The sequence below is a fragment of the Paraburkholderia sediminicola genome, from assembly GCF_902859805.1.
Taxonomy (GTDB): domain Bacteria; phylum Pseudomonadota; class Gammaproteobacteria; order Burkholderiales; family Burkholderiaceae; genus Paraburkholderia; species Paraburkholderia sediminicola.
The window spans coordinates 179,277-200,496 of sequence record NZ_CADIKC010000005.1 but is presented as its reverse complement, the minus strand read 5'-3'; the positions used below and the strand labels follow the sequence as shown (position 1 = coordinate 200,496).

The 21,220-nt window shown below is 55.7% G+C and carries 17 protein-coding genes and 1 pseudogene; 5 read left to right on the top strand and 13 right to left on the bottom strand.

The window, feature by feature from the left end:
* Window positions 1–27: 27 nt before the first annotated feature.
* The 4 genes from R8871_RS19585 to R8871_RS19570 form a co-directional block, all read right to left on the bottom strand.
* Window positions 28–432, bottom strand: a complete 405-nt coding sequence (locus R8871_RS19585; protein ID WP_175051965.1) for a nuclear transport factor 2 family protein — start codon at window positions 430–432, stop codon at window positions 28–30.
* Window positions 433–450: 18 nt separating this feature from the next.
* Complete coding sequence (locus tag R8871_RS19580; RefSeq protein ID WP_175051964.1) at window positions 451–861, bottom strand: DoxX family protein; 411 nt, start codon at window positions 859–861, stop codon at window positions 451–453.
* A gap of 400 nt (window positions 862–1,261) precedes the next feature.
* A complete protein-coding gene (locus R8871_RS19575; protein ID WP_175051963.1) occupies window positions 1,262–2,497 on the bottom strand; it encodes an NADH:flavin oxidoreductase/NADH oxidase family protein in 1,236 nt (411 codons plus the stop codon).
* 185 nt (window positions 2,498–2,682) lie between these two features.
* On the bottom strand, window positions 2,683–3,513 hold the full coding sequence (locus R8871_RS19570; RefSeq protein WP_175051962.1) for an alpha/beta fold hydrolase: 831 nt from the start codon (window positions 3,511–3,513) through the stop codon (window positions 2,683–2,685).
* 368 nt (window positions 3,514–3,881) lie between these two features.
* Here R8871_RS19570 and R8871_RS19565 point away from each other — a divergent pair, with 368 nt between their 5' ends.
* The 3 genes from R8871_RS19565 (at window position 3,882) to R8871_RS19555 (ending at window position 5,846) form a co-directional block, all read left to right on the top strand.
* Window positions 3,882–4,343: a MerR family transcriptional regulator gene (locus tag R8871_RS19565; RefSeq protein ID WP_175051961.1), complete on the top strand. Its 462-nt coding sequence runs from the start codon at window positions 3,882–3,884 to the stop codon at window positions 4,341–4,343.
* A gap of 133 nt (window positions 4,344–4,476) precedes the next feature.
* The gene (locus tag R8871_RS19560; protein WP_175051960.1) at window positions 4,477–5,376 is read left to right on the top strand and encodes an acetoacetate decarboxylase family protein; all 900 of its coding nucleotides are present in this window, start codon (window positions 4,477–4,479) and stop codon (window positions 5,374–5,376) included.
* Window positions 5,376–5,846, top strand: coding sequence for a MerR family transcriptional regulator (locus R8871_RS19555; RefSeq protein WP_175051959.1), 471 nt, complete (start codon window positions 5,376–5,378; stop codon window positions 5,844–5,846). Before R8871_RS19560 ends, R8871_RS19555 begins: the two co-directional genes overlap by 1 nt.
* A 12-nt stretch (window positions 5,847–5,858) precedes the next feature.
* Here R8871_RS19555 and R8871_RS19550 read toward each other — a convergent pair whose 3' ends face one another.
* Entirely contained in the window at window positions 5,859–6,548 is a 690-nt protein-coding gene (locus tag R8871_RS19550; RefSeq protein ID WP_175051958.1) for a type 1 glutamine amidotransferase domain-containing protein, read from the bottom strand.
* A gap of 79 nt (window positions 6,549–6,627) precedes the next feature.
* On the bottom strand, window positions 6,628–7,212 hold the full coding sequence (locus R8871_RS19545) for a TetR/AcrR family transcriptional regulator (protein ID WP_246287627.1): 585 nt from the start codon (window positions 7,210–7,212) through the stop codon (window positions 6,628–6,630).
* Window positions 7,213–7,370: 158 nt separating this feature from the next.
* On the opposite strand from R8871_RS19545, the gene R8871_RS19540 reads away from it, so the two are divergent.
* Window positions 7,371–8,843 carry a coniferyl aldehyde dehydrogenase gene (locus tag R8871_RS19540; protein ID WP_175051956.1) on the top strand — a complete coding sequence of 491 codons (1,473 nt, stop codon included), beginning with the start codon at window positions 7,371–7,373 and terminating at the stop codon, window positions 8,841–8,843.
* Between the two features lie 488 nt (window positions 8,844–9,331).
* On the opposite strand, the gene R8871_RS19535 is transcribed toward R8871_RS19540, so the two are convergent.
* The 7 genes from R8871_RS19535 to R8871_RS19505 form a co-directional block, all read right to left on the bottom strand.
* The gene (locus R8871_RS19535; RefSeq protein WP_175051955.1) at window positions 9,332–11,851 is read right to left on the bottom strand and encodes a DEAD/DEAH box helicase; all 2,520 of its coding nucleotides are present in this window, start codon (window positions 11,849–11,851) and stop codon (window positions 9,332–9,334) included.
* 896 nt (window positions 11,852–12,747) lie between these two features.
* Window positions 12,748–13,524 (bottom strand): hypothetical protein, encoded by a 777-nt coding sequence (locus R8871_RS19530; protein WP_175051954.1) that lies wholly within the window; start codon window positions 13,522–13,524, stop codon window positions 12,748–12,750.
* Window positions 13,525–13,891: 367 nt separating this feature from the next.
* A complete protein-coding gene (locus tag R8871_RS19525; protein ID WP_175051953.1) occupies window positions 13,892–14,620 on the bottom strand; it encodes a type IV toxin-antitoxin system AbiEi family antitoxin domain-containing protein in 729 nt (242 codons plus the stop codon).
* Window positions 14,621–15,044: 424 nt separating this feature from the next.
* Window positions 15,045–15,479 carry a TetR family transcriptional regulator gene (locus R8871_RS38855; protein WP_175051952.1) on the bottom strand — a complete coding sequence of 145 codons (435 nt, stop codon included), beginning with the start codon at window positions 15,477–15,479 and terminating at the stop codon, window positions 15,045–15,047.
* A gap of 243 nt (window positions 15,480–15,722) precedes the next feature.
* A complete protein-coding gene (locus tag R8871_RS19515) occupies window positions 15,723–17,558 on the bottom strand; it encodes a tyrosine-type recombinase/integrase (RefSeq protein ID WP_175051951.1) in 1,836 nt (611 codons plus the stop codon).
* Complete coding sequence (locus R8871_RS19510; protein WP_175051950.1) at window positions 17,530–19,212, bottom strand: hypothetical protein; 1,683 nt, start codon at window positions 19,210–19,212, stop codon at window positions 17,530–17,532. Before R8871_RS19510 ends, R8871_RS19515 begins: the two co-directional genes overlap by 29 nt.
* Window positions 19,196–20,353: a tyrosine-type recombinase/integrase gene (locus R8871_RS19505; RefSeq protein ID WP_175051949.1), complete on the bottom strand. Its 1,158-nt coding sequence runs from the start codon at window positions 20,351–20,353 to the stop codon at window positions 19,196–19,198. The genes R8871_RS19510 and R8871_RS19505 overlap by 17 nt, the downstream gene beginning before the upstream one ends.
* A gap of 86 nt (window positions 20,354–20,439) precedes the next feature.
* Between R8871_RS19505 and R8871_RS19500 the strand changes: the two are divergent.
* A pseudogene (locus tag R8871_RS19500) lies at window positions 20,440–21,039 on the top strand (ATP-binding protein); the annotation flags it as partial.
* Window positions 21,040–21,220: the final 181 nt, after the last annotated feature.

Sequence of the window (21,220 nt, the reverse complement as noted above, 5' to 3'; positions counted from 1 at the left end):
TGTGCCGGGGGCCGTGCTGCGATCAGTCTAGCTGGCGCTATCGGGGGTGAACGCCGCGACGATGCGGGAACCATCAAAATACTCGCGGTAAAGAGTGATCTTTCCGTTCTCGGCGCGCACATACAGGATGTACTCCTGGTTATAGGTCTTGCCGGTCGAAATCACGGTGGCCTTTGCGGTGAATTCCGCGATGGCGGCGTCTTCGCCCTCGATGCGATGGATCTTTTTCACCTCGATATTGAAGTCGCTGAACTGCGAGAAAAAGCCGCCGACGCTCTGAGCAATGGCGTCGATGCCTTTCAGGACGCTCGGGACGTGCGAGGGTGCGTAGGGCATTTCCAGCACTGCGTCGAAGGCGAACAGCTTGCGCCAAGCCTGCGGGTCGACCTTAATGGTTCGGAAATGCTCGTTGAGGAGTTCGGGGGCATTCATGGTTTTTTCTTTCTCCAATTAAACTGAAGTGGACGTTGAGTGGGTCGAGCTCAGTAAGCTGGCGAGTTGGTCGCGCCGCAGCCAGACAATGGCGGCGCTCAGCACGAGCAAGACGAAGGCAGGAGCCGGATTTCCGCCGATCCGAAGGAGATGGACGCAAATTGCGCATGCCATCGTGGTCGCCAGCAGCACGCCGCCAAACGGAGCGGATCGAGGTATCAGGACCATGATTCCGCCAACCACCTCGACGATGCCGGTCACGTAGCGAAACCATTGGCCGACGCCGATGTGGTCAAAAATCTGGACCATCATCGGCGCGCTGGCGAGCTTTGCGCTGCCAGCCCCGATGAAAGCGGCCGCGACTAAAATCTGCAGCGTCCAGAGGGTGATTGTTTTTCCGCGTGAGCGGGTTTGCGAGGTGGTCTTCATAAGAAACTCCGTAGGTTCACGGAGCATTCTCTAACCACAGGGAGTATCGAAGAAGCCTTTATTATTTGATGCTATCCATCACATTTCATGATGGGCGTGGTTCCGTGGATGAAAGGGATTCAATCAAATATCGGCCTAGGCCACCCTTCGCGCATCACGAAGCCATAGCGGGTATTTTCTGATTGGTTTACGTGAGTTTGAATCGCCGCCAGTGCTTCAAGTGAAAGCGAGTGGGCCTGATGTTCTACCGGCGATTGTCGCCGAACTAGACGGCTGAGTCGAACGTCTCTTCTTGGCCGACTCTTGTCTCACGCGGTCGGCAGTAGCCGACCCAGAGCGGTCCACCAAACCGGTGGTTCGGAAGACCGCTCAGTGCCTGATAACAGACATCCAGCACAAACTAGACTTGCCCTTGCCGAGCGATCCAACGCCGATACTTCCGGGTGCGACAAGCTGCAGCCGCTTGTTGGAGCAGCAGCGCGCGCAGTGGAGAGACCGTCGGGTCTGTCCTTCTTCCCTTGCTCAATTTTCGCAACTGGAATTTCACCGTCGCCATGTTAGCCAGCGATGCAAGAGACTTGTTCTTCCACCTGATGGGGCGAAGCTCGGGTGCAGCCTCTTTTCCGAGGCGCCAGTCGTTCGGCAATGATGGATCGATGGCCAGTGCGGTTCCAATGCCAACCATATCCACACCGCTGCGGATCACCTGCTCCGCTACGACCTTGCGACGAATTCCACCCGTGACCATCACAGGCATCTTCGCAACCTTCCGGATGTCGCGGGCGAACTCGACGAAATAGGCCTCTCGGGCAAGCGTGCGGCCGTCGCGGGCTTCGCCCTGCATGGCAGGGGCCTCATAGCTGCCGCCAGAGATTTCGACGAGATCTACGTCGAGTTCATTTAGCAGCATCACGACGCGCCGGGCATCGTCCGCGCTGAATCCGCCTCGCTGAAAGTCCGCTGAGTTGAGCTTGACCGCTACCGCGAAGGTGGCGGAGACAACACGTCGAACGGTCTTGACGATATCGACCAGCAAGCGAGCTCGGTTTTCCAGCGGACCGCCCCAACGATCGGTGCGGCGATTCGTGAGCGGAGATAGAAACTGGCTGAGCAGATAGCCATGAGCCGCGTGGATTTCGACTCCCGTGAAACCCGCGCGCTCGGCAAGCTCAGCGGTCCGCGCAAAACGACAGATGACATCCGCGATTACCTCAGGAGTCATTTCATGTGGGGTGTCGAAGTGTTTCGACATCTTCCCCAGGTCTAACGGAACGGCTGAAGGAGCCCACGTTCGTTGGCCAAGATTTGCCATCATCTGCCGGCCCGGGTGATTGATCTGCAGCCAGAACTGCGCTCCTTTACGACGCCCTGTCTGGGCCCAATGCGCGAATTTGGCAAGTTGCCGGTCGTCCTCCAGAACGACACCTCCAGGCCCGGTCATCGCACGGCCATCGACCATGACATTGCCCGAGATAAGCAGGCCCGCCCCTCCGTTGGCCCAGGCTTCGTACAGACGGATCAGGTCACTGGACGGCCCCTGATTGTTGTCTGCCATGTTCTCCTCCATCGCGGCTTTTGCGATGCGATTCGGCACGATCGAGCCGTTGGGAAGATCAAGCTTGTCGAATACGTTCATGTAGCACCTCGCTATCTACGGTGCTGTCACTTTAAGCTTGAAGTCAACTTTAAGGTCAAGCGCTTTGTAGTGAACGCGATACCGGACGATCATGCACACCATTCCATCTCACCCGTGGAAACACAACGGGCCGCCCGTAGGCAGCCCGCAGGGGACGGCGTGACACAAGTCATCGCGCAAGTTGCCTAGCCCTTGATGAACGCCAGAAGGTCTGCGTTGATCGTGGCCGCCTCGGTCGTTGGCATACCGTGCGGAAAGCCTTTATACGTTTTCAGTGTGCCATTTTTGGCGAGCTTTGCCGATAGCGGACCGGAGTCCGCGTACGGGACGACCTGATCATCGTCGCCGTGCATGACCAGCACGGGGATCGAGGCGCCTTTGAGGTCTTCGGTGAAATCGGTCTGCGAGAAGGCCACGATACCGTCGTAATGAGCCTTGGCGCTGCCCATCATGCCCTGTCGCCACCAGTTCCAGATGACTGCCTGTGAAGGCTTCGCCCCCTCACGGTTATAACCATAAAACGGACCGGCCGGAACATCGTAGTAGAACTGCGAGCGGTTAGCGGCAAGCGCAGCCTGAAAATCATCGAAGACCTGCTTGGGCGTGCCGCCCGGATTCGCCTCGGTCTTGACCATGAGAGGGGGAACTGCACTGATCAGCACCGCTTTCGAGACGCGATCTTCGCCGTGGCGGGCGACATAGTGGATCACTTCACCGCCGCCCGTCGAGTGACCGACGTGAACCGCTTTTTCGACGCCCAGTTTCTTCACCACTGCCGCCACATCGTCGGCGTAGTGATCCATGTCGTGTCCATCCCAAACCTGCGACGATCGCCCATGCCCCCGACGGTCGTGCGCGACTACCCGGAAACCGTGAGCAACAAAGAACAACATCTGCGCGTCCCAGTCATCGGCACTGAGCGGCCAGCCATGATGGAAGAAAATGACTGGCGCGTCTTTGGGACCCCAGTCCTTGTAAAAAATTTCTACGTCGTCTTTGGTTGTGACATAACCCATGATCGCATCTCCAGAGTGATGTGTTTACTATCAATCGGTGTTGTGCCTGCTGGTCACCTCGAATCCTCGTAGCGCTCAAGCCAGCAGTCTAGGTATAGGTAAGTGACGACTTGACGACAGGGTTGAACATGCGACTGTCAGGCCGCATTTTCGAACTGGCCGCTGAAATCAAGGTTCGTCAGTTTCTGCTGTCGAGGGTCAATCCGTCGCCTATTCCCGTTCCCCCCGCCGGCCCCTGCGAAGCCGGCCAACCATGCTCAAACGCAGTTGCGGAAGCCGCACCATCAGCGAACGTCGTTTAAATTGACCGCGTTATCACTGTAGGATTAAAGTCCACTTTAAGGTCAACATTTTTTTGAAAGTGCCATATGAGGATCGGTGAACTTGCGGAGCGCTCGGGTCTGACCGCATCGCGCATCCGTTTTTACGAGGCAAGTGGCTTGATCAGTGCCGTGCAGCGGACCGCGAATGGCTACCGCGACTATCCGCCAGAAGTGGCATCGATATTGGCGATTATCGACAGTGCGCAGCGCGCAGGTTTTTCTCTCGATCAGATTCGCCATCTCCTACCAGTGAACAAGGGAACATGGAATCACGGTGAACTGGTAGATACGCTCAGACGAAAGGTCGCTGACATCGAAGCGATGCAGAAGCGGCTGAGGCAGAACAGGGCGAGTCTCCTCATTGCGATCGATAGCATCGAGAAGCGCCCAATGGATCTGAGTTGCACCGAACGAGCAAAGTGGGTTATGGGCAAGCTTGCGGAGAACGGCGTGGTGCCCAAACCCAAAGCAAAGAGGAGCACACTCAAGGGTAATGGCCGCGCCTGAACGGGGTGGAATTGCACAGCATTTGCGGAAACGCTTGACCTTAAAGTTGGGTTGAATCTTAGAGTGGTTCTGGTGGGAACACTCGCGCGCGTCGCGTGCCTCTCACTGGTCAACAGCTCGAAGGGTCAATTCAATGGATAGGCGTCTTACGCAGGTCGAATTCGGAGCACAACAGGTCGAAATCATCGAGGGCGGGTACTATGACCGATTCCGGATGAACCCGAACCTCGATGAAGTGGCACGCGACCCGGCAGCGGGAAACATCGATTTTTTTCGCAGAGTTCCGAAGCAACTGGTCGACTCTCGCGTCGGGCCAACATGGGCACCTAACTTCTACTATCGTACGAGCAGCGTCCAGTTGCTGCTACTTGCACCGCTGGAGCGGCTTCGCGCCACACTTCCAGTACCTCTTGAGCCGTTGGGCGCACTCCCGGGACGCGGACTCGTCGCGCTCACCTTTTTCTCGTACTCTGTCTGCGATAACGATCCCTACGATGAAGTGTCTGTGGCGGTGGTGATCCGGCGGCCAGGTGCGCGCGGATCACATACACTTGAGCTACTTGACTCGATTCGCCGACGCAATTTCTGCGCGCATGTCCTCGCGCTTCCTGTGACGACAGAGATCGCAAGGGTGCGCGGTGTATATGGCTATCAGCTACCGAAGTGGCTCGCGGACATTAACGTGAACATCGGTGCCGATGTCGCAGCCAGCATCTCTGCATTGGGGGGCCAACCGGATCTGTCCGTCCATGCTCCCCTTCCCGCCCTGCGGACAGTTGCGCCGCAATCGCACATGGGTACCACGATGATGATTCATCGCGTCGACGGCGCCTGGCATCAGACGCTGGTGCAAACCAACACGCTGACGTTTGCTCAACGCCTCCTTCCGCGCGACGTAACACTGACACGTCATGGCGGCCCGCTGAGCCAGCTGCTCGACGGTCTGGGTGCCTCGACCATTCTGCGTATGGACGTAGTCAAGGACGCGCAGATTGTCCTGAATCTTCCAACACGATCCGGAGCGCTGCTGTAATGAAAATTGGTGAGCTTTCCGAGCGAACCGGGATCGCCAGTTCCCGGATACGCTTTTATGAGCGTTTGGGTCTGCTGAAGGCTGTCCAGCGAAAGCCCAATGGCTACCGGACCTATCCGCCAGAGGCTGTGTTCGAACTCGAACTGGTTACGGCAGCGCAGGACGCAGGCTTTTCCCTCGACGAAATCGCCACGATGTTTCCATCCGATATGGCGAACTGGCAGCACGGCCCGGCGCTCGACACATTGCGCCAGAAGGTTCTGGACATCGAAGCGATGGAGGCGAGAATGGCGCGGACCAAAGCGCATCTCGTATCGCTGGTCGCGGAGATCGAGAACAAGCCCGATGAGATGGACTGCAACGCAAATGCGAGAAGGGTGCTCACGCAGATACGCGAGCGAACGATCGCAAGCCACGCCCCCGGTGCGATTGCCTTGCATCGACCTGGCAAGAGCCGAGGGCCTCGCTAGACCTCGTTTCCCTCAGTCGCCAAGCAACGCCGCGACCTGCGTTGCAGTCGCCTTGGCAGACTGCGGATTCTGGCCGGTCACGAGGCGTCCATCGGTCACGACTTTAGAAACGAACGGGATGAGCGCCTTCTCGTAGAGTGCGCCGCGGCGGACCATTTCTTCCTCGGCGTTATACGGTACCTTTTTGGCGACGCCAGCCAGCACTTCCTCAACCCATGAGTAGCCCGTCAGACGCCGTCCCGCGACCAGCAGGTTGCCGTTTGATAGCCTTGTGTTAAGCAATCCGCAGTAGCCGTGACAGACCGACGAGACGATCCCGTCACGCTCGTAGATCTCTCGCGTAATCCGCTGCAAGGCTGCATCGTCGGGAAAGTCCCACATCACTGCGTGGCCGCCAGTGTAGTAGATGGCGTCGAAATCGGCCGGATTGATCTCGTCGGGCGCGGCAGTGCTTGCGAGTAACTGCTGGCGGCCGCTATCCCCGAGCCATTCCTTGACGGATGCATCGGCAAGCGGCCATTTGAGTGAGCGCGGTTCAAGGGGCGACAAGCCGCCTTTCGGACTCACCATCTGCTGCGTATACCCCTTCTGCGCAAAGATATGCCACGCATGAGTCAGCTCCGACAGCCACAGCCCCGTCGGCTCCGACTGATCGGCGTAATTCGCGACATTGCTGACGACAAGGAGTATCCGTCTGGTCATGATGAGTCATCTCTCTATGATTTCCCGCGTCGAAAATCGCGGTGCAGACTGCACGATAACTTTTAAGTGAACTTGAAGGTCAAGGTTTTTCTGACGAGGGATGAATGACTTCCGTCCCGCCCACCACGAGTCCATCCATGAGTGTTGTCAACGCATCCCCAATCGCGTTGTCGCCTACCTTTTCCGGCACCAGACGGCCGTCAATCGATAGCATCGTCAGTCCGTGCAGATGCGCCCAGCATGCTGTCGCTTGCCCAAGGGCGGGTCGCGAACGAATGGTGCCATCGCGCTGGCCCCACTCAAGGACGGAAACGACGAGCAGAAACGGAGCCTGCGTGCGCGGATCAGTATGAATGTCGGATGGTTCACCGGCATCCGTATTGAACATCAGCCTGTAGAGACTTGGATTTCGCTCTCCGAATCCGAGATATGCATACGCCAGCGAGCGCAGCTGCGCAGGAACACCGGCGTCTGTGTCAATTTCGGCATCCAACGCCTCGCGCAATCGGTCGAAGCCTACCAGCGCAAGCTCGTGAAGCAGCGACGCCTTGTCAGGGAAATGACGGTATGGCGCGGAATGGCTGACGTTCGCGCGCCGGGCGATCTCGCGCAAAGTAAATTGCCAGCCGTGCTGTTGCTCCAGCATCAGCAGCGCGGTGTCCATGATCGCGCGCCGCAGATCTCCATGATGGTATTGCTTCGGTTGATCGTCGTTCGTTGGCATCTGAAACCAAATCGATGTTGACAGGGAACACATTATCAATCTATCCTCAGCCGCAATCAAGTTGACAGTGGCTACATTGACTCGTCTGGAGGATTTCGATGAATGCAATCGCAGAACCGACCGTTGCCCGCAGTCTGGTGTCGCTGCTCGATCTTCAGCGAACAGCTTTCCTCAGCCAGCCCGTGCCGGATATCGGGAGACGTAGGAGGCAACTGGCAAGGCTGCGCGGCGCGGTACTTGCGTATCGCCACGAGATAGAGACTGCAATCAGCGCCGATTTCGGGAACCGTTCACGACACGAAACCGGCATCATGGAGCTGGCAGGGATCATTCAGGCGATCGACTATCTGTCGCGCAAGCTGCCGCGTTTCATGAAGCGCGAGCGCCGGCACGTAGGCTTTGTCTATCGATCCGGCCAGGCTTACGTGGAGTATCAGCCGAAGGGCATCATTGGTGTCATGGCGCCATGGAACTATCCAGTCTCGTTGAACATGATTCCGCTCGCGACGGCTCTCGCGGCTGGGAATCGCGTGATGCTGAAGCCGTCGGAACTGACGCCGCGAACAAGCGACGTGATCAGCCGCATGCTGACCGAAATCTTTGCACCCGAAGAGGTCGCAGTCGTGCTCGGAGGCCCGGAGGTCGGCGCCGAATTCAGTCGCCTTCCGTTCGACCATCTGCTCTTCACAGGCAGCACACAGGTCGGCAAGAAGGTCATGAAAGCGGCAAGTGATCATCTCGTACCCTTGACGCTGGAGCTTGGCGGAAAGAGCCCAGTGATCGTCTCTCGAGGTCACGCCAATGAGCAGACCATGAACAGCATCGTGTTCGGGAAGCTGTCCAATGGCGGCCAAACCTGCGTAGCACCTGACTACGCGCTGGTTCACGAAGACGACCGTGACAGATTCGTTCAGGCGTACATGGAAACAGTCGCCCGGTTTTATCCGGATGGACCGACGAGCGACGACTACACGTCTATCGTGAGCGACGGACACCATGCCCGGCTTCTGGATCTCGTCGAAGATGCCCGACAGAAGGGAGCAACTGTGATCAAAGCGGGTTTGCATCCCGAACGGGCGACCACACGGGTCCGGACGATGCCGCCGACGCTTGTCATAGGCGTGAGCGACGGGATGAAGATCATGCAGGAGGAAATCTTCGGACCGATCCTCCCGGTGCGCACGTATCGCGCGATCGGGCAGGTCATCGACTATGTGAATTCCCGGGATCGTCCTCTCGCACTGTATTACTTTGGGTCAGACATCAGCGAGCGTGACCTGGTGTTGCAACGGACCACGTCGGGCAACGTCGGGGTGAACAACACGATCATGCACGTCGCTCAGGACGATCTTCCGTTCGGTGGTATTGGCCCGAGTGGAATGGGTGCCTATCATGGAATCGAGGGATTCCGGGCGATGAGCCACGCCAAAGGCGTGTTCATCCAGGGGCGCTGGAGCCTGGGAAGGTTACTCCACGCGCCATTCGGAAAGCTGGCCGCCTTCGCGCTCACGATGACACTGGGAAGGCCGCGCAACCACCCTAAAGACAGCCAGATCAAGCTGGGATTTTAGGCGCCGTGAGAATTTCGAGCATGCCGGGGTCTTGGTCTGTCCGCTGTGGTAAGGCACACTGAGCGACCGATGTTGCGAGTGCAGCGGACGGACGCCAAAAGTAGTTCGATGACCGTTCCTGGCCGGGTCCCGCCTCACGTGAGCAAGCGCACCCGACCCAATACCGCAAGTCCCCCCCCCCACCCGCCAGCGTAGGCCTTTGGGAACTGCAGCGGCCATTTGGACGAGGGCATCAGTTGCCGAGACGAATCCAGTACGTCGCCACTTGCGCATTTCTGAACAGTGAATCGCCCGCTTGCAGATTGTCGGGTTTGTGGCGCCGGCTGAATGTTAGCGCTCGGTGTTTCAACACAATTAAGTCCGGAAAACTGGCAATAAAATTGGGATAAATATCGCATTAACCGATGCAAAATTGTGTAGAAACCGCGGTAGCGTCCCACCGATTTCGGCAATCGTCGCTGGAATCGGCGGGGCACCGTTTAGCTTTCCTATTTCAGATTCTTTAGCTTCTGCGAGTAAGAGGACAAAATCGCAGACACGGACAGATTGTGAAGATCGATCAATTTCTGCGTATGCTCGTCGGAAAGATCTTTGAAATTCAGTCCCTCAAAGGACTTGAAGAAAGCGCGGCACGATTTCATGAGCTTTTTGAGATCGTTCTCACGCATGCCCTCGACCTCATGGGTGAACGCCGCAGCACTCTGGATCTTGCCCGACGGATGAATGATGATCCGCTTGGCGCCGAACCCAGGATAATGCTTGTCGAACCAGGCGCAGGATCGGTTCATCTGCTCAGCTTCGCGCTTGTTGATCTCGGCACGGGTGACATCGACTTCGCTTTTGCATTCGATGAGGAGGTAATGGTCGTCATCAAGCGCCCAGAGGTTGTCGGGACCCTCTTTCCATTCCGCATCGGGACGCTCGCCGGCAAATCCGAGTGCAAAGGCCAGTTCGTTGAGCGCATGCTCGAACTTGTCGGCCTTCACGCCGAACACGAGCCGCCCCAAAATATCCGAGACAGCGACATCGAGATTGCCATAGTTGTCGAAGCTACGGATCCATTTCTGGACCCTCTCAACCCGCCCTTGGCTGCGGACCGTCAGCTTGGTAACCTTCACGCCGGTTGCCGGCTTAAGGAGCAGCATGTTGCTCTTGTGCGCGGCTTTCTGCTGATCTTGGGAGTCAAGCCGCGCCGAGCTGTGGAAGTAGCGGGCTCGCTCCTGCAGATACCAGCCCTTGTCATCGGCATCCACGCTGCCACTGTCGAGCAGGCTCTGCAGGATTGCAGCCGCCGCGCCGTAGTCGCCCGCCATATAGGCCTTCTCGGCCTTGAGTTCGGCCGCGTAGATGTTGAGGATGGCATTGTTGGCACCAGCCGGTGCGACATCCGCCATCTGTTCGCCATAATAAGTCTTCCAGTCATCGTCGCGGGTCAGGCACTGCCTGATTAGTCCGTTGAACGCGTCGAGCGGGGCCTCGCCATCGGAAATTTCCTGCTTCGCCATTTTCCCAAGCTCAATCCCAATCTCGACCTGCTTAGCGAACTGGGGCGAGAGATATTGGCGGGAGGTCGCATCGCGAAGGGTGCGCACAAGCTCCGATCCTACGACGATGATGACGGAGTAGTCCTTCTCACCGCGGACGCTGCGTCCCATGCCCTGTTCAATCGTGCGCATGGCCTTAGTGAGCGTCGCCTTGGAGTTGGGCCGTACTCGCTCAGCATAAAGATCGATCAGGCTTTCTGAGAAAGGCTTGGAATCGAACATAAGGATGCGGCAGGTCGAGTCGGGCAGGTCAATGCCGTCATAACGGTTCACGAGCACGACGGTCTTCTCGTAATCTCCCTTGCGGAGGCCGTCGATAATCTCGCCGACATTGGTCTTGTCGGTGATGATCGCGCCATAAGATTCCCAGTCTTTTGAGCGCGCCGCGCTAGGTGTCAGCCCGACCCGCCCAAATTTCCGCTTGTCCCCGGGCGTCGCCAGCCACTTAACTAGGCGGTCGCGATCGAGATCTTCATGGATAACTGAGGGGAGAAGAATCATCTTCTCGCCGGACCATGTTTCCTTGGCATACGTCAGCGGGTTCGAAATCGTCTCGGGCGATAGCTGAAGACCCTTCACCAGAAAAGCATCGTCGGTCACCGTCGCGGACATGAAGATGCGGTGCGCCGCCTTGGCGTAGGAGCCAAAGGCGTCGAGCGGCGCGACATAGGGCTCTATTTCGATCGCCGCGCCGGAGACGATGCACTGGCAATGCTTGAGCATGTCCTTCAGCAGCGGCCACGAGAATTTGATCGACTGGCGATCAGAATTCTGTGCCAGGATGGAAGCGATCTCGCTCTCGTGCGCGAGCCAGCTCCAATAGGGCACCGGAAGAAAGGCGTCCCTTTTTTCATTCTCGATCTCGGCAAAGGTACCGGTCCCTTGCTGCTCGAGTTCGGTACCGAACAGCGCCAGAAGCCCCGCATAGGCGGGCTCGTCCCTCGGGATACGAATGCGACACTGTTCGCGGATTCGGTCGGCACAGGCATGTGCGTCGTCCATGAGGACGGTGTCAAGCTGGATGGACTGACGATGCAAACCGAATTTCGTCATGCCATTGAAAAGTTTGCTCGCAGACGTGACTAGGATGCGATCGCCATTGAGGAATTCTTCGGGCAGATCGCCGTCGCTGGTGCAGGTCCGGATGCCAAACTGTTTGGCCTGTTCACAGGTTTGGTTGATCAGAAAATGATCTGGGCAGAGATAAACGACCGGGGATTTCTCGGCGTTCAGACGCGACTGCAGCATGAGCAGGCCGACCAGAGTCTTGCCCTGCCCGGTGTGGAGCTTGACAATGACGTCGCGCGTCTTGGCCTGAGTCTGATGCCAGGCCATGAGGATCGCTTCCTGGGCGGGCCGCAAAGGACCCTTATCATGCGCACGATCGAGCGTGCCATAAAGGGCCACAGGATCGACTGGCTTGGTCGCGACCTTGCCGGCGAGGTGTTTCTTGAAATTAACCATGTACCGTCACTTTAAAATGTCATGCGATGATTGTGTTTAGTTCTTTGTCTCTGGCGGTGCAATTCATCTTCGTCTGCATCTGTTTGAATGACGTTAGCTTTCCGCCCCCGCCCGCCCCGACGATTTGCACTTCGGACCAGTTCCCGTCTATCGATACCGTGACGCATGTTGCGGCGGTCGCACGACTGCCTTTCATCGCAGCCTGGAAGGTCTTGCACTACCCTCTCCGGTCACCCTCTACGACCACCGGCTAACGGCGCAGATTACACCCTCCGCGAAACGGTTCATGCTCCGGCTAGGTTGGCTTGATTGGGAGCAGAATACCGGTAGCCACTTGGACGTCCGCTTCTGGCCGACCAGAGTCCGACGATCGAGCGCGACGATCGCCTCGGCCTTGCGTTCGATACAAAAGGCATAACACGACCCTTCTCGGCCCTCCGAGCAACATGAATCTGACGACCCCGTCCAAGATTTAACGGTCGTTCGCGCTTCAATATAGGTCGGCGGGGGGGTAGACCATGAACGAGGTTGATCGTGAGCCGGTGGTACTGGTGTGATGATGCCTTTATCGATCATCTCGACGAATACCAGTTCGGGATCGGAAGGATTGCTCCTAATGGATGCAACGATCTTGTCTACTTCTGCCACATCGCCATCTGTCATCTGATTCCACGCGGCCATCGCACCCTACCCGCCAAGCCTTTTTGCAGCTAAGGCGGCTCTGCGAGACCCAGCAGCGGCGTTCATCACGGCATGCAACGTTGGAAGGGAGTTGTGGGCGTCACCAAGCGCCTTCCGCAGATTCATCCCCGGTAGCCGCTGAAGCCCATCCCTTCACCGCCGACAGCAGTGATTTGTGCCACCAAATAAACCGCGGCCTACAGTCAACGTCGGAATCAGGATCTTTTGAATATCCCCCTCAAACGCCGTTTAGCATCGCCAACCTTGTTCAGCAGGTTTTGTACTGCGGATATCATCAATACGCAGGTGACACTACCCGCCCAAAAGCAACTCACCCGTACAATCAGTTCGCCACGAAATGAAGCTGACGGCAACCAGCGCGCGCAGTAGGTCAGGATCAACGTCAAAGCGGTAGCAAAGACGCACCAATAGCCCATCCATACTCCCTTTTGCGTCATCGCGCGATCTCGCCATCGACCAAGCATCGACATATGCCCGTCCACTCGCTCAGGGAAGTAATGTTTTACACGCTCTGCCAACGACTCGATCGACGGACGCTCAGCGCCTTCACACTCAGTCTGCACTAAGTTAGCAACTTGTCTTGCAGCTTCAATCTCCCTTTCACGCCAGCGTCGCGGAACGAGCAATGGCCACTCTCCGCTAACCGTAAGCTCAATGATTGTGCCGTTATAGCTTGGGAAATAATGGAGACAGGCAAGATGCAATAGAGCTAGGTAGGGCGCCCCATGAGACCCTCTGTAGCCGATTGTCCGAGCTGCCACAGAATGGCAAAGCTCGTGCACGATGACAAAGTCGTTCGGCTCGTCGCTCGCCGGTAGCGTAAGTGTATGATGCCGTGCCACATACACACCGGCTAATCGGCGCGAAAACTGCTCTAACTCCGGAACGAGCTTTAGGGTTGGCCTACTGGCAATCCCCAAAGCGTCGCATATCTCAGCGTAGCGGGCCTCTACGGCTTCTTTTGTACTCATCGCCTATCTCACCGAAAAAACCAATCCCTATGGTTTACGGCAGGTCAAAATCCATTCTTGAGTCTTTATTGCGTTAGCCTGTTGGTGATTACAGCGATCCGTGCGGACAAGTCGCAATTTGACTGGGTGCATTTCCTGTATTAGCGATTCAGAATTTGCAGGCCGCAAGGTCCGCGTCCCAATCTCCATCCAAGACCGAGGGGGTAACTTGGAAGAACATCTTGAAAGCGCAGTACCGCAACCGATCCCAGCGGTTGACGCCGTCGAATCCAGACCATGCGAGTACAAGCAAGTATAGGGACGATGGGGCGCCAGTCATGGTTCGCTGCTACGACGGGCGGTTGAGCGCACGGAATCTCGCTGGCACCTATGGTTTAAGTGTCAAACGGCCGTTCTTTGTCTTGTTCGACCATCGCTTCCCAGCGCCAAGACGGTCTACGTGCTTCTGGAGGTCGCGTGCCCACGCAAAATCGGCTTCGCGCCCGAAATCACGCACAAGCCTGACAACCTTTACCCGTTTGCAGTGCCTCAAAAATTCGTCCAGCACGTCGGAGCGGAGGTTACGCAAACCGACTAAAAGGTTGCTCGCTTCCTCCATTGACTGCCCTTTCCCGACGTCGCTAGCCAGTTCAAGGATGGCACGCTCAGGCACTGAGACCAACACTTCCGGAGACCTTGCCGGCAGGGGTCTAAGTCCCGTATCGTAGGGTAGGTTGCCGTCGAATAGATCGGTGGTCTGGTACGAATAGCTCATCAAGTCATCTACCCAAGCAGGAATGCGATGCGATCTCCGCCCCCATAACACAACCTTTTCCCGGAATGCGATGTTGTGGCGGACACCCTGCCAGGAAAGAGCTGTCTTGCCGCCCACATGAAGGCCTGGTATGCACCGGGTCAGATAAGTGATCGCACCGTCCAGGGAGGGAGCGTCGCCGGTCAAAAGATAGACGCCCTGCGAAAGGCGCCGTAGCCAGCCGGCCCTGACCATATAGGCAGCAAGGGCGTTGCTTATCCCCATTTCTTTGAGCATGGCGGAGTTGATAGGGTGGCCGCGCTGGCATCCCCGGAGCAACTGCTGGACCGTCCTGTTACTCATCTACCTCTGCCCGTCACGTTATCTAGTAGCAGTATATGCGGATATCTTTTTAACAATTGCAATTTTTCAACGCGTGCCGCGATTCGCAGATCGGTCGAGCAATCGTCTGGAGGTAGTGCGGCCGTTCATCAGGTGGCTTCCCCGCTCTTCGCCTTGACGCGGGATAGCGCGCGGAGCCGCGACTCGGATTCCACGCAAGAGGGCGTTCGAGGAAGATCGATCTGTCGGCAAACGACAGCAACACGAATCCGGCAATACCGGATGACCCACACACTGGCGAACCACGTTAGCAACAGCGGCGCACAGATCTTGCGGCTGGGTCTATGCGTACATCGACAGTTGCAGTGTTCTCGCCCCCCAGGCGGCGTGCAAACCTGTACGTCGGCGCGCCCCGAAAACGAATTGATGTCCTCACAAGCATCTTTTACTTCCGCTTCATTGTCCGGGTTCGAGCGCCAGGCATTCGAGACGCAAGTTGACTCTCCAGTTCTTGTCGTAGTGCGACGAGTTCGGCCTGCTGCTCAAGACAGACGTATAGCACCGCCCGGTATCTTGCTTCCGACTCACGCAGGCGATGCTGAAGTTCGCTCACATGCTGATCTATGCCTTTAACACGCCGAGAGCCTCCAGTTTCCGATGCGCTTTCTGCCGGGGCAGTCCTCGCGGACTGCGAAATCTCGTCAACAATGTCGCGATGGTGTTGATATAAACTGGCCCGACTCACACCCGCAGCACGACAAACCGCTGATACCGTTACGGCTTTAAGCCCATTGTTCTCGCGCAGAAACAATATAGCTGCCTGCACTCGCTCACGTACGTTCAAGGTATCACTTGAGTTTTGAGAGCGCCGTTCATTCATGATCCAGTCTCGATGCACTTTCCGCCGGGGCAGGCCTCGTGCACTGCGAAATCTCGTCAACAATGTCGCGATGGCGTTGATATAAACTGGATCGACTCACGCCCGCAGCACGACAAACCGCTGATACCGTTATGGCTTTGAGCCCATTGTTCTCGCGCAGAAACAATATAGCTGCCTGCACTCGCTCACGTACGTCCAAGGTATCACTTGAGTTTTGAGAGCACTGTTCGTTCATAATATTCTCTAGATTTTCTCGGGACTGGTAGATGCAACGCCGGCGCTCGCCTTAACCAAACCAGCAAGCACTGAGCGAGATTTTTTTAGCTTCTCCTCGACAACTAAACGTGTCTGCACAGGAAGACGAGGGCGCTCCAAGAACAGTTCCTGATCACGAGCGCGTTCGTTCCACCAAGAAATATGTTTTTCGGTCACGGCCAAGTTGACGCATGTGGCACAGACATCTGGTGCCCGGTTTACTGGATTCGGGCCGGTGTCGCTTCCATCGCACGCGGAGTGACTACGTGAGTAAACGCAAAAACCCCAATGACAGGGGCCCAGTAAAACGCCTCTGTCAATCAGCTTTTCGATAAATGCACGGAGCGTCTTTTTACCTCGAAATTTCGCAGCTTGCTCTCGAACCGCGCTCAAAGCCGCAGCTCCTTTTCCCCCAACAGCCGTAGAAGTCAGTAATACTTCGAGTCCGCTAGCTAATTCTCTTCTATCCTCTTCTGCAAGAAGGGTCGCCAAGTCATGATCAATTCCGATGTATCGATTATCGGTAAACGATTGGTAGACGTGCCCCAACTGCGCAGCAACGGGTTCCAATCTACTTTTGTCTCGTAAAACAGCGAGCTGCGCAAACGTCTTTCGCAGCATATGTGGGTGCAAATGGCTAACCTTTGCGCCTCCCTTTCTCATACCACTACATGCGAATAATTTCACTCGATTGCTCAAGGTCACGGAACCCCACCGAGTCGGAGCTGATCCGATCCAGAACAGCGGTGAGCCTTTCGATCGACTCAGCAACAGCGCTTGACTTTTAATGCGTGGCGACCGGGTATGTCTCGTAAGGCGCAGAAGGAAATTAATTACTTCCTGAACCGGGGGCCCGGCTACCCAGCGCCTCGCACGCCCCTGCTTCTTGGCTGCGACCCCTTTGATATATCCAAGGCCTGATTTACCTTCCACCTCTTCAAATATCAAGCAATCCTTATTCAAGGATAGCAATTCACTCACTCGCAAACCGACCAGTACCAGCAATAAAAAAGCACAAGCACCCTCCATAACCGACAGTCCTACAGAGATTGTTTTATAAACAGGTCCAGAAAAATCGAGTGACTCTGCCAACTTTTGATACTCTGGCCTTTCGAATATTTGCTTATAGAATTTATCTGACACAACACTGCGCTTTTTTTTACTGAGGCCAATCGTGCGCCTGCTACGGAGCCATGACTCCTCCGCGACACTCTCAAAAAACGGCGCAAAGTCTTGAATCCACTGAAGTGCATCTCTGATAAGTGCAATCGTGATATTGGCGTCAAGAGATTTCCATGGCCGAGCGGGGCGCCCCCGAACCTTTTCGTATATTTGATCATCTATCGTCCGAATATCCACCGTGAGCGAAAAATCGTACTTCCCTGCCAAATCAAACATAAGCTGAAATTTCGATATCCAGCTTGCGACTGTGCGCTCTGACAATGCGTCCTTTCTTGGACGGCGGCTCGCAATAAACTTAACAATATCCTTCTGTGAGATATCGGAGAAGCGCCATATCGAGTTTCTCACCATCCATCTCGCCAGCACGCGCAGGTTACCGAACCCCTGAAGCTTCGTTGTTTCGCCGTAGTGCTTCCCTCTAATGTTTGACGCCCCGTACATTAGCTGGAATAGCTGCTTGGTCGATTTCATCAGGACATGTCGCTGATGTCGTGTGCCCTTTCCAGATGGGATCAAGGTATCCCATCGAATGGCAAGGTCCTTGTCTTCCAGTAACGGAACATGTTCGAGGTGCGTTACATTTCGTCCACTTGATCCCATATATCCCTCCAATCTATTCGAGAACAGGGATACTGCTGACATTCATAAGTTTCCTTGCCTTCTCCATGACCACAGGAGACACGGAAGGCAAGATAGTTGTATTGATAATTGAAAGCGTATCGCCATAGACGGCCTCAAATCGACTTGACCATCCATGTACAAGCGCATCTTGCTGTGCCGCTTCCAATGCTACCCTTGCAGCAAGGATTCTCGATATAACACGCGGATCATCAAGAGGAATTACGCTCCCAATACACGTGCTGCACCCAGTAAAATTAGTGCAACGCGTCCCTTTTGGCGTAATACCATCGGCTCCAGCAAAGGGATCACGACAACCGAAACCGAATACAGTTTCGGCAGGTTTTTTGGCAATCCCTTCATAACCACCATTCCGTTTGGACACACCTTCAACACTCCCCTGACTTATCAAAATCCCCTGAAACTCAGTAATTTTGTCATGCCACTGCAACGGAAACTCTTCAATTGACGTATACCTGGACGTCGTTTTCACATTTTTGTGATTCAAACGTTTTTTAGGGATCTCGATGTCATGAGAATCCTTATGAAGAACCCTGGCCACAGTAGTTCTCATGTCTTCAAAATCGAATTCCTGAATCTTATATCTATCAATGAAGGCCGCCAGATAATTATGAAATGATTGCACCGAGGGTACCTCCGGCTCATCCCGCCTTAAGCCCCGAGCCAAAAATACCTTGCTTCTCATGCTCGATCGCGCGTCCAGCCGAACGCTTTCATTTAACTTAAGCAGTCGGCGAACAATATTGGGGGCCGACCATTTCTTACCGACCGGATAGTCCTGACGTTGCTCAGATTTCGCTCGCTCTTTATCCCAGCATAAAAATTCGAGATCGCTTCTTAGCGGATGCGGCTTTATACAGTTCAACTCTAACAATCGAATTGCCATAGGATTGCCACCCGTTTGCGTAACGACTGCCATATAGAACGGAAAAGCATCTCCGGTCGTCAAATACACCAGAGACCGAGCATATTGCAATCCTCCGCACGCAGCCACTCTTCGGGAAAGAGAGAGTTTTGAGTTCACAATAATATGCTGATTCGGAATGCGCCCCTTCCCGATTCTGAGCAAATCGATCAATGTGCGAGACAGAAAATTGTTTTCCTCGCTCTCCGCATAACTCCCCTCAACCAAGCGCCTCCCAAACTCAAACCTCGCTTCTATTTTTTCAATTTCGTCATAGCAGTGAGCAAGTATAAGCTTGACCGAATCTTCATCAACACCTTTCCTTTTTTCAGGCTCATTCCTTGCAAATCCATGCCCTCCGATAAACGAATGATCCGAGATAACTTCAGGGGTATTGCGCCGGCACCAGCGTAGAATCGTGAAGACAGTATTCTGGTGACTCTGAGCGGTGCTACCGACTAAATGGGACGCTTCGAGCCAATCGTGAAACATATTGGCGATCGATGAAGGAAGAGGCAGCTGAAAAGCAATTTTTGATTGCTGCAAGCATAGAATAAGCTTTCGAATGCAGCGGAATACCTGCTTCTGAGTTTCGATTGCCGTGTGTCCGTATTCTGCGTCGTGGGCTCGCAACAACGCTGCGGCGATCACGGGCGAAACTTCGAGCGCAGATAAATCCAATGTTGCGACGAGATGACCACCTTCATCCACCAGTCGATGGACTAAAGCCGATCGTTCACGCGTCAGTTTCATGGGAAGTCCTGTAAAGGCTCTCTAATGCGGCCATTGCATCGCGCCCTGTGACTTCCGCCGCGCGTAGGTAGATCTCGGTCGTTTCGACGTGTGCGTGCCCGAGAAGGACCTGAAGTACCTTCAGTGAATTCTTTGCAACTCCGATTTCCCCTTTTCTTGCACTATCGAGGTACCTCAATACGTGCACCGCGAACGTATGACGCAGATGATGCAGTGTCGCAGCACTTCCTATCAAATCAGCGCAACGACGGAATTCATTCGTCAGTGCCTGGCGTGACACAGGAAATCGAGATCGATTTATAAAAACGTAATCGTCGAACTTTTCGAAAGGCGATATCCGATCAGTCATGATGTACCAATTGGTCTCTTCGACCAGGGATTTTGGCGGATAAATCGCGAGTTCCCTGCCGCCTTTTCGCCTAATTACGACCGACGCGAACTCACCGTCCAGCTGCTCCAATTGTTCTGGTGTGGGAAGCAGCGAGCGCGGCAGCATAGCTACCTCAAACCGGCGCATCCCCGTCGTCAGGCCCCACCGAAAGGCCAGCTTATAGGGCATCCGCGCGAACTGAAATAACCCCTTGATTTCATCCGTGTTGAGCAAACGCGGATGCCGGTGAAGGACGCCAGGCATAAGTGGTCTTCGACGCTCATCCTTCTCTCGCTCCAAAAGAAATGCACCCAACGGAGACGGGAAGCCGTGGCTTTGGCACCATAGGTGGAATATCGAGGCCACAGTAACGCGGAGGTTTGCGGTGGCCGACGACGTCTTATATCGGGGACCAGCACGCTCATGGCGAAGCTCTGCGCGGTATCGCTGGAGGAGTTCCTCATTGACGCGCTCCAGCGTACTGCCGGCGGTGGTGGTGAACCGAATCCAGTCGATCAGACATTCGGCATAGGTCCGGCAAGTGTCGCCGGTGACCCCGCGGCTTCGTGTCGCACTTCGGGCCAGAAACAAGGTTGGCGCCCACAGCGGTAAGCCATCGTCTGAGTTCACAATGAGGGCCACACTGGGTAACGTTTGATAACGAGGACTCATATCCGCAGCAGGAGTCAACCCAACGAACTGCGCAATGGAGTTCCATGTCCCGAGTGCCGATGGACTTATGTGGATCGCTCGCACATTGTTTGTATTCATTTAGATACCTTGTGTCGGTAACGAATAAAAGCAAACTTGCCAGAGCCTTCCACACATTAAAACATACAGACAGAAACGGGAACCTAATGCCGGAATTCGACCGCCATGTGCTGGAGACCCTGCGCGAACCTCTCGAAGCCGGGCGCATCACCATCTCGCGCGCTGCGTTGCAAGCGGATTTTCCAGCAGCCTGCCAGCTGATCGCCGCGATGAACCCCTGCCCCTGCGGATGGCGCGGCGACCCCAATGGTCGCTGCCGCTGCACGCCGGAGATCGCGGCGCGTTACCTGCGCAAGCTGTCCGGGCCGCTGCTCGACCGGATCGACATCCAGCTCGAAATCCCTGCGCTCACGCCAGCTGAGTTGTCGGCGCGTTCCAGCACCATCGGTGAATCCAGTGCGGCGATCGCCCTACGGGTGAATGCCGCCCGTGAACGGCAACTGACCCGGCAAGGCAAAACCAATCGTGAACTGGGCGGACGGGAAGTGGACGAGGTCTGCCGCCCCGACGCAGAAGGTGAAGCTTTGCTGCGCCAGGCCGGTGAGCGCTTCGGCTGGTCGGCGCGTGCTTACTACAGAGTTCTGAAGGTGGCGCGGACCATCGCCGACCTCGCCGGCACCGCCATGCCGAGCGCCGCGCAAGTCGGTGAAGCCGTCCAGTATCGCCGGGCTTTTGGGTCCGTATAAGGCGAAAAATCGGCTGTCAAGACTTGACTTATGCACACGTACGCGTTCCGGATAGATTTTGAAACATCTGAAAGGCACGCGGAAGCATGCATCCAAAAGGCATTGATTCGATTGGACTTTTTCCCATGACCGGAGTGAACTCAATCTGACAGGATGCCCACGGGATGGGCATCTACGGCAA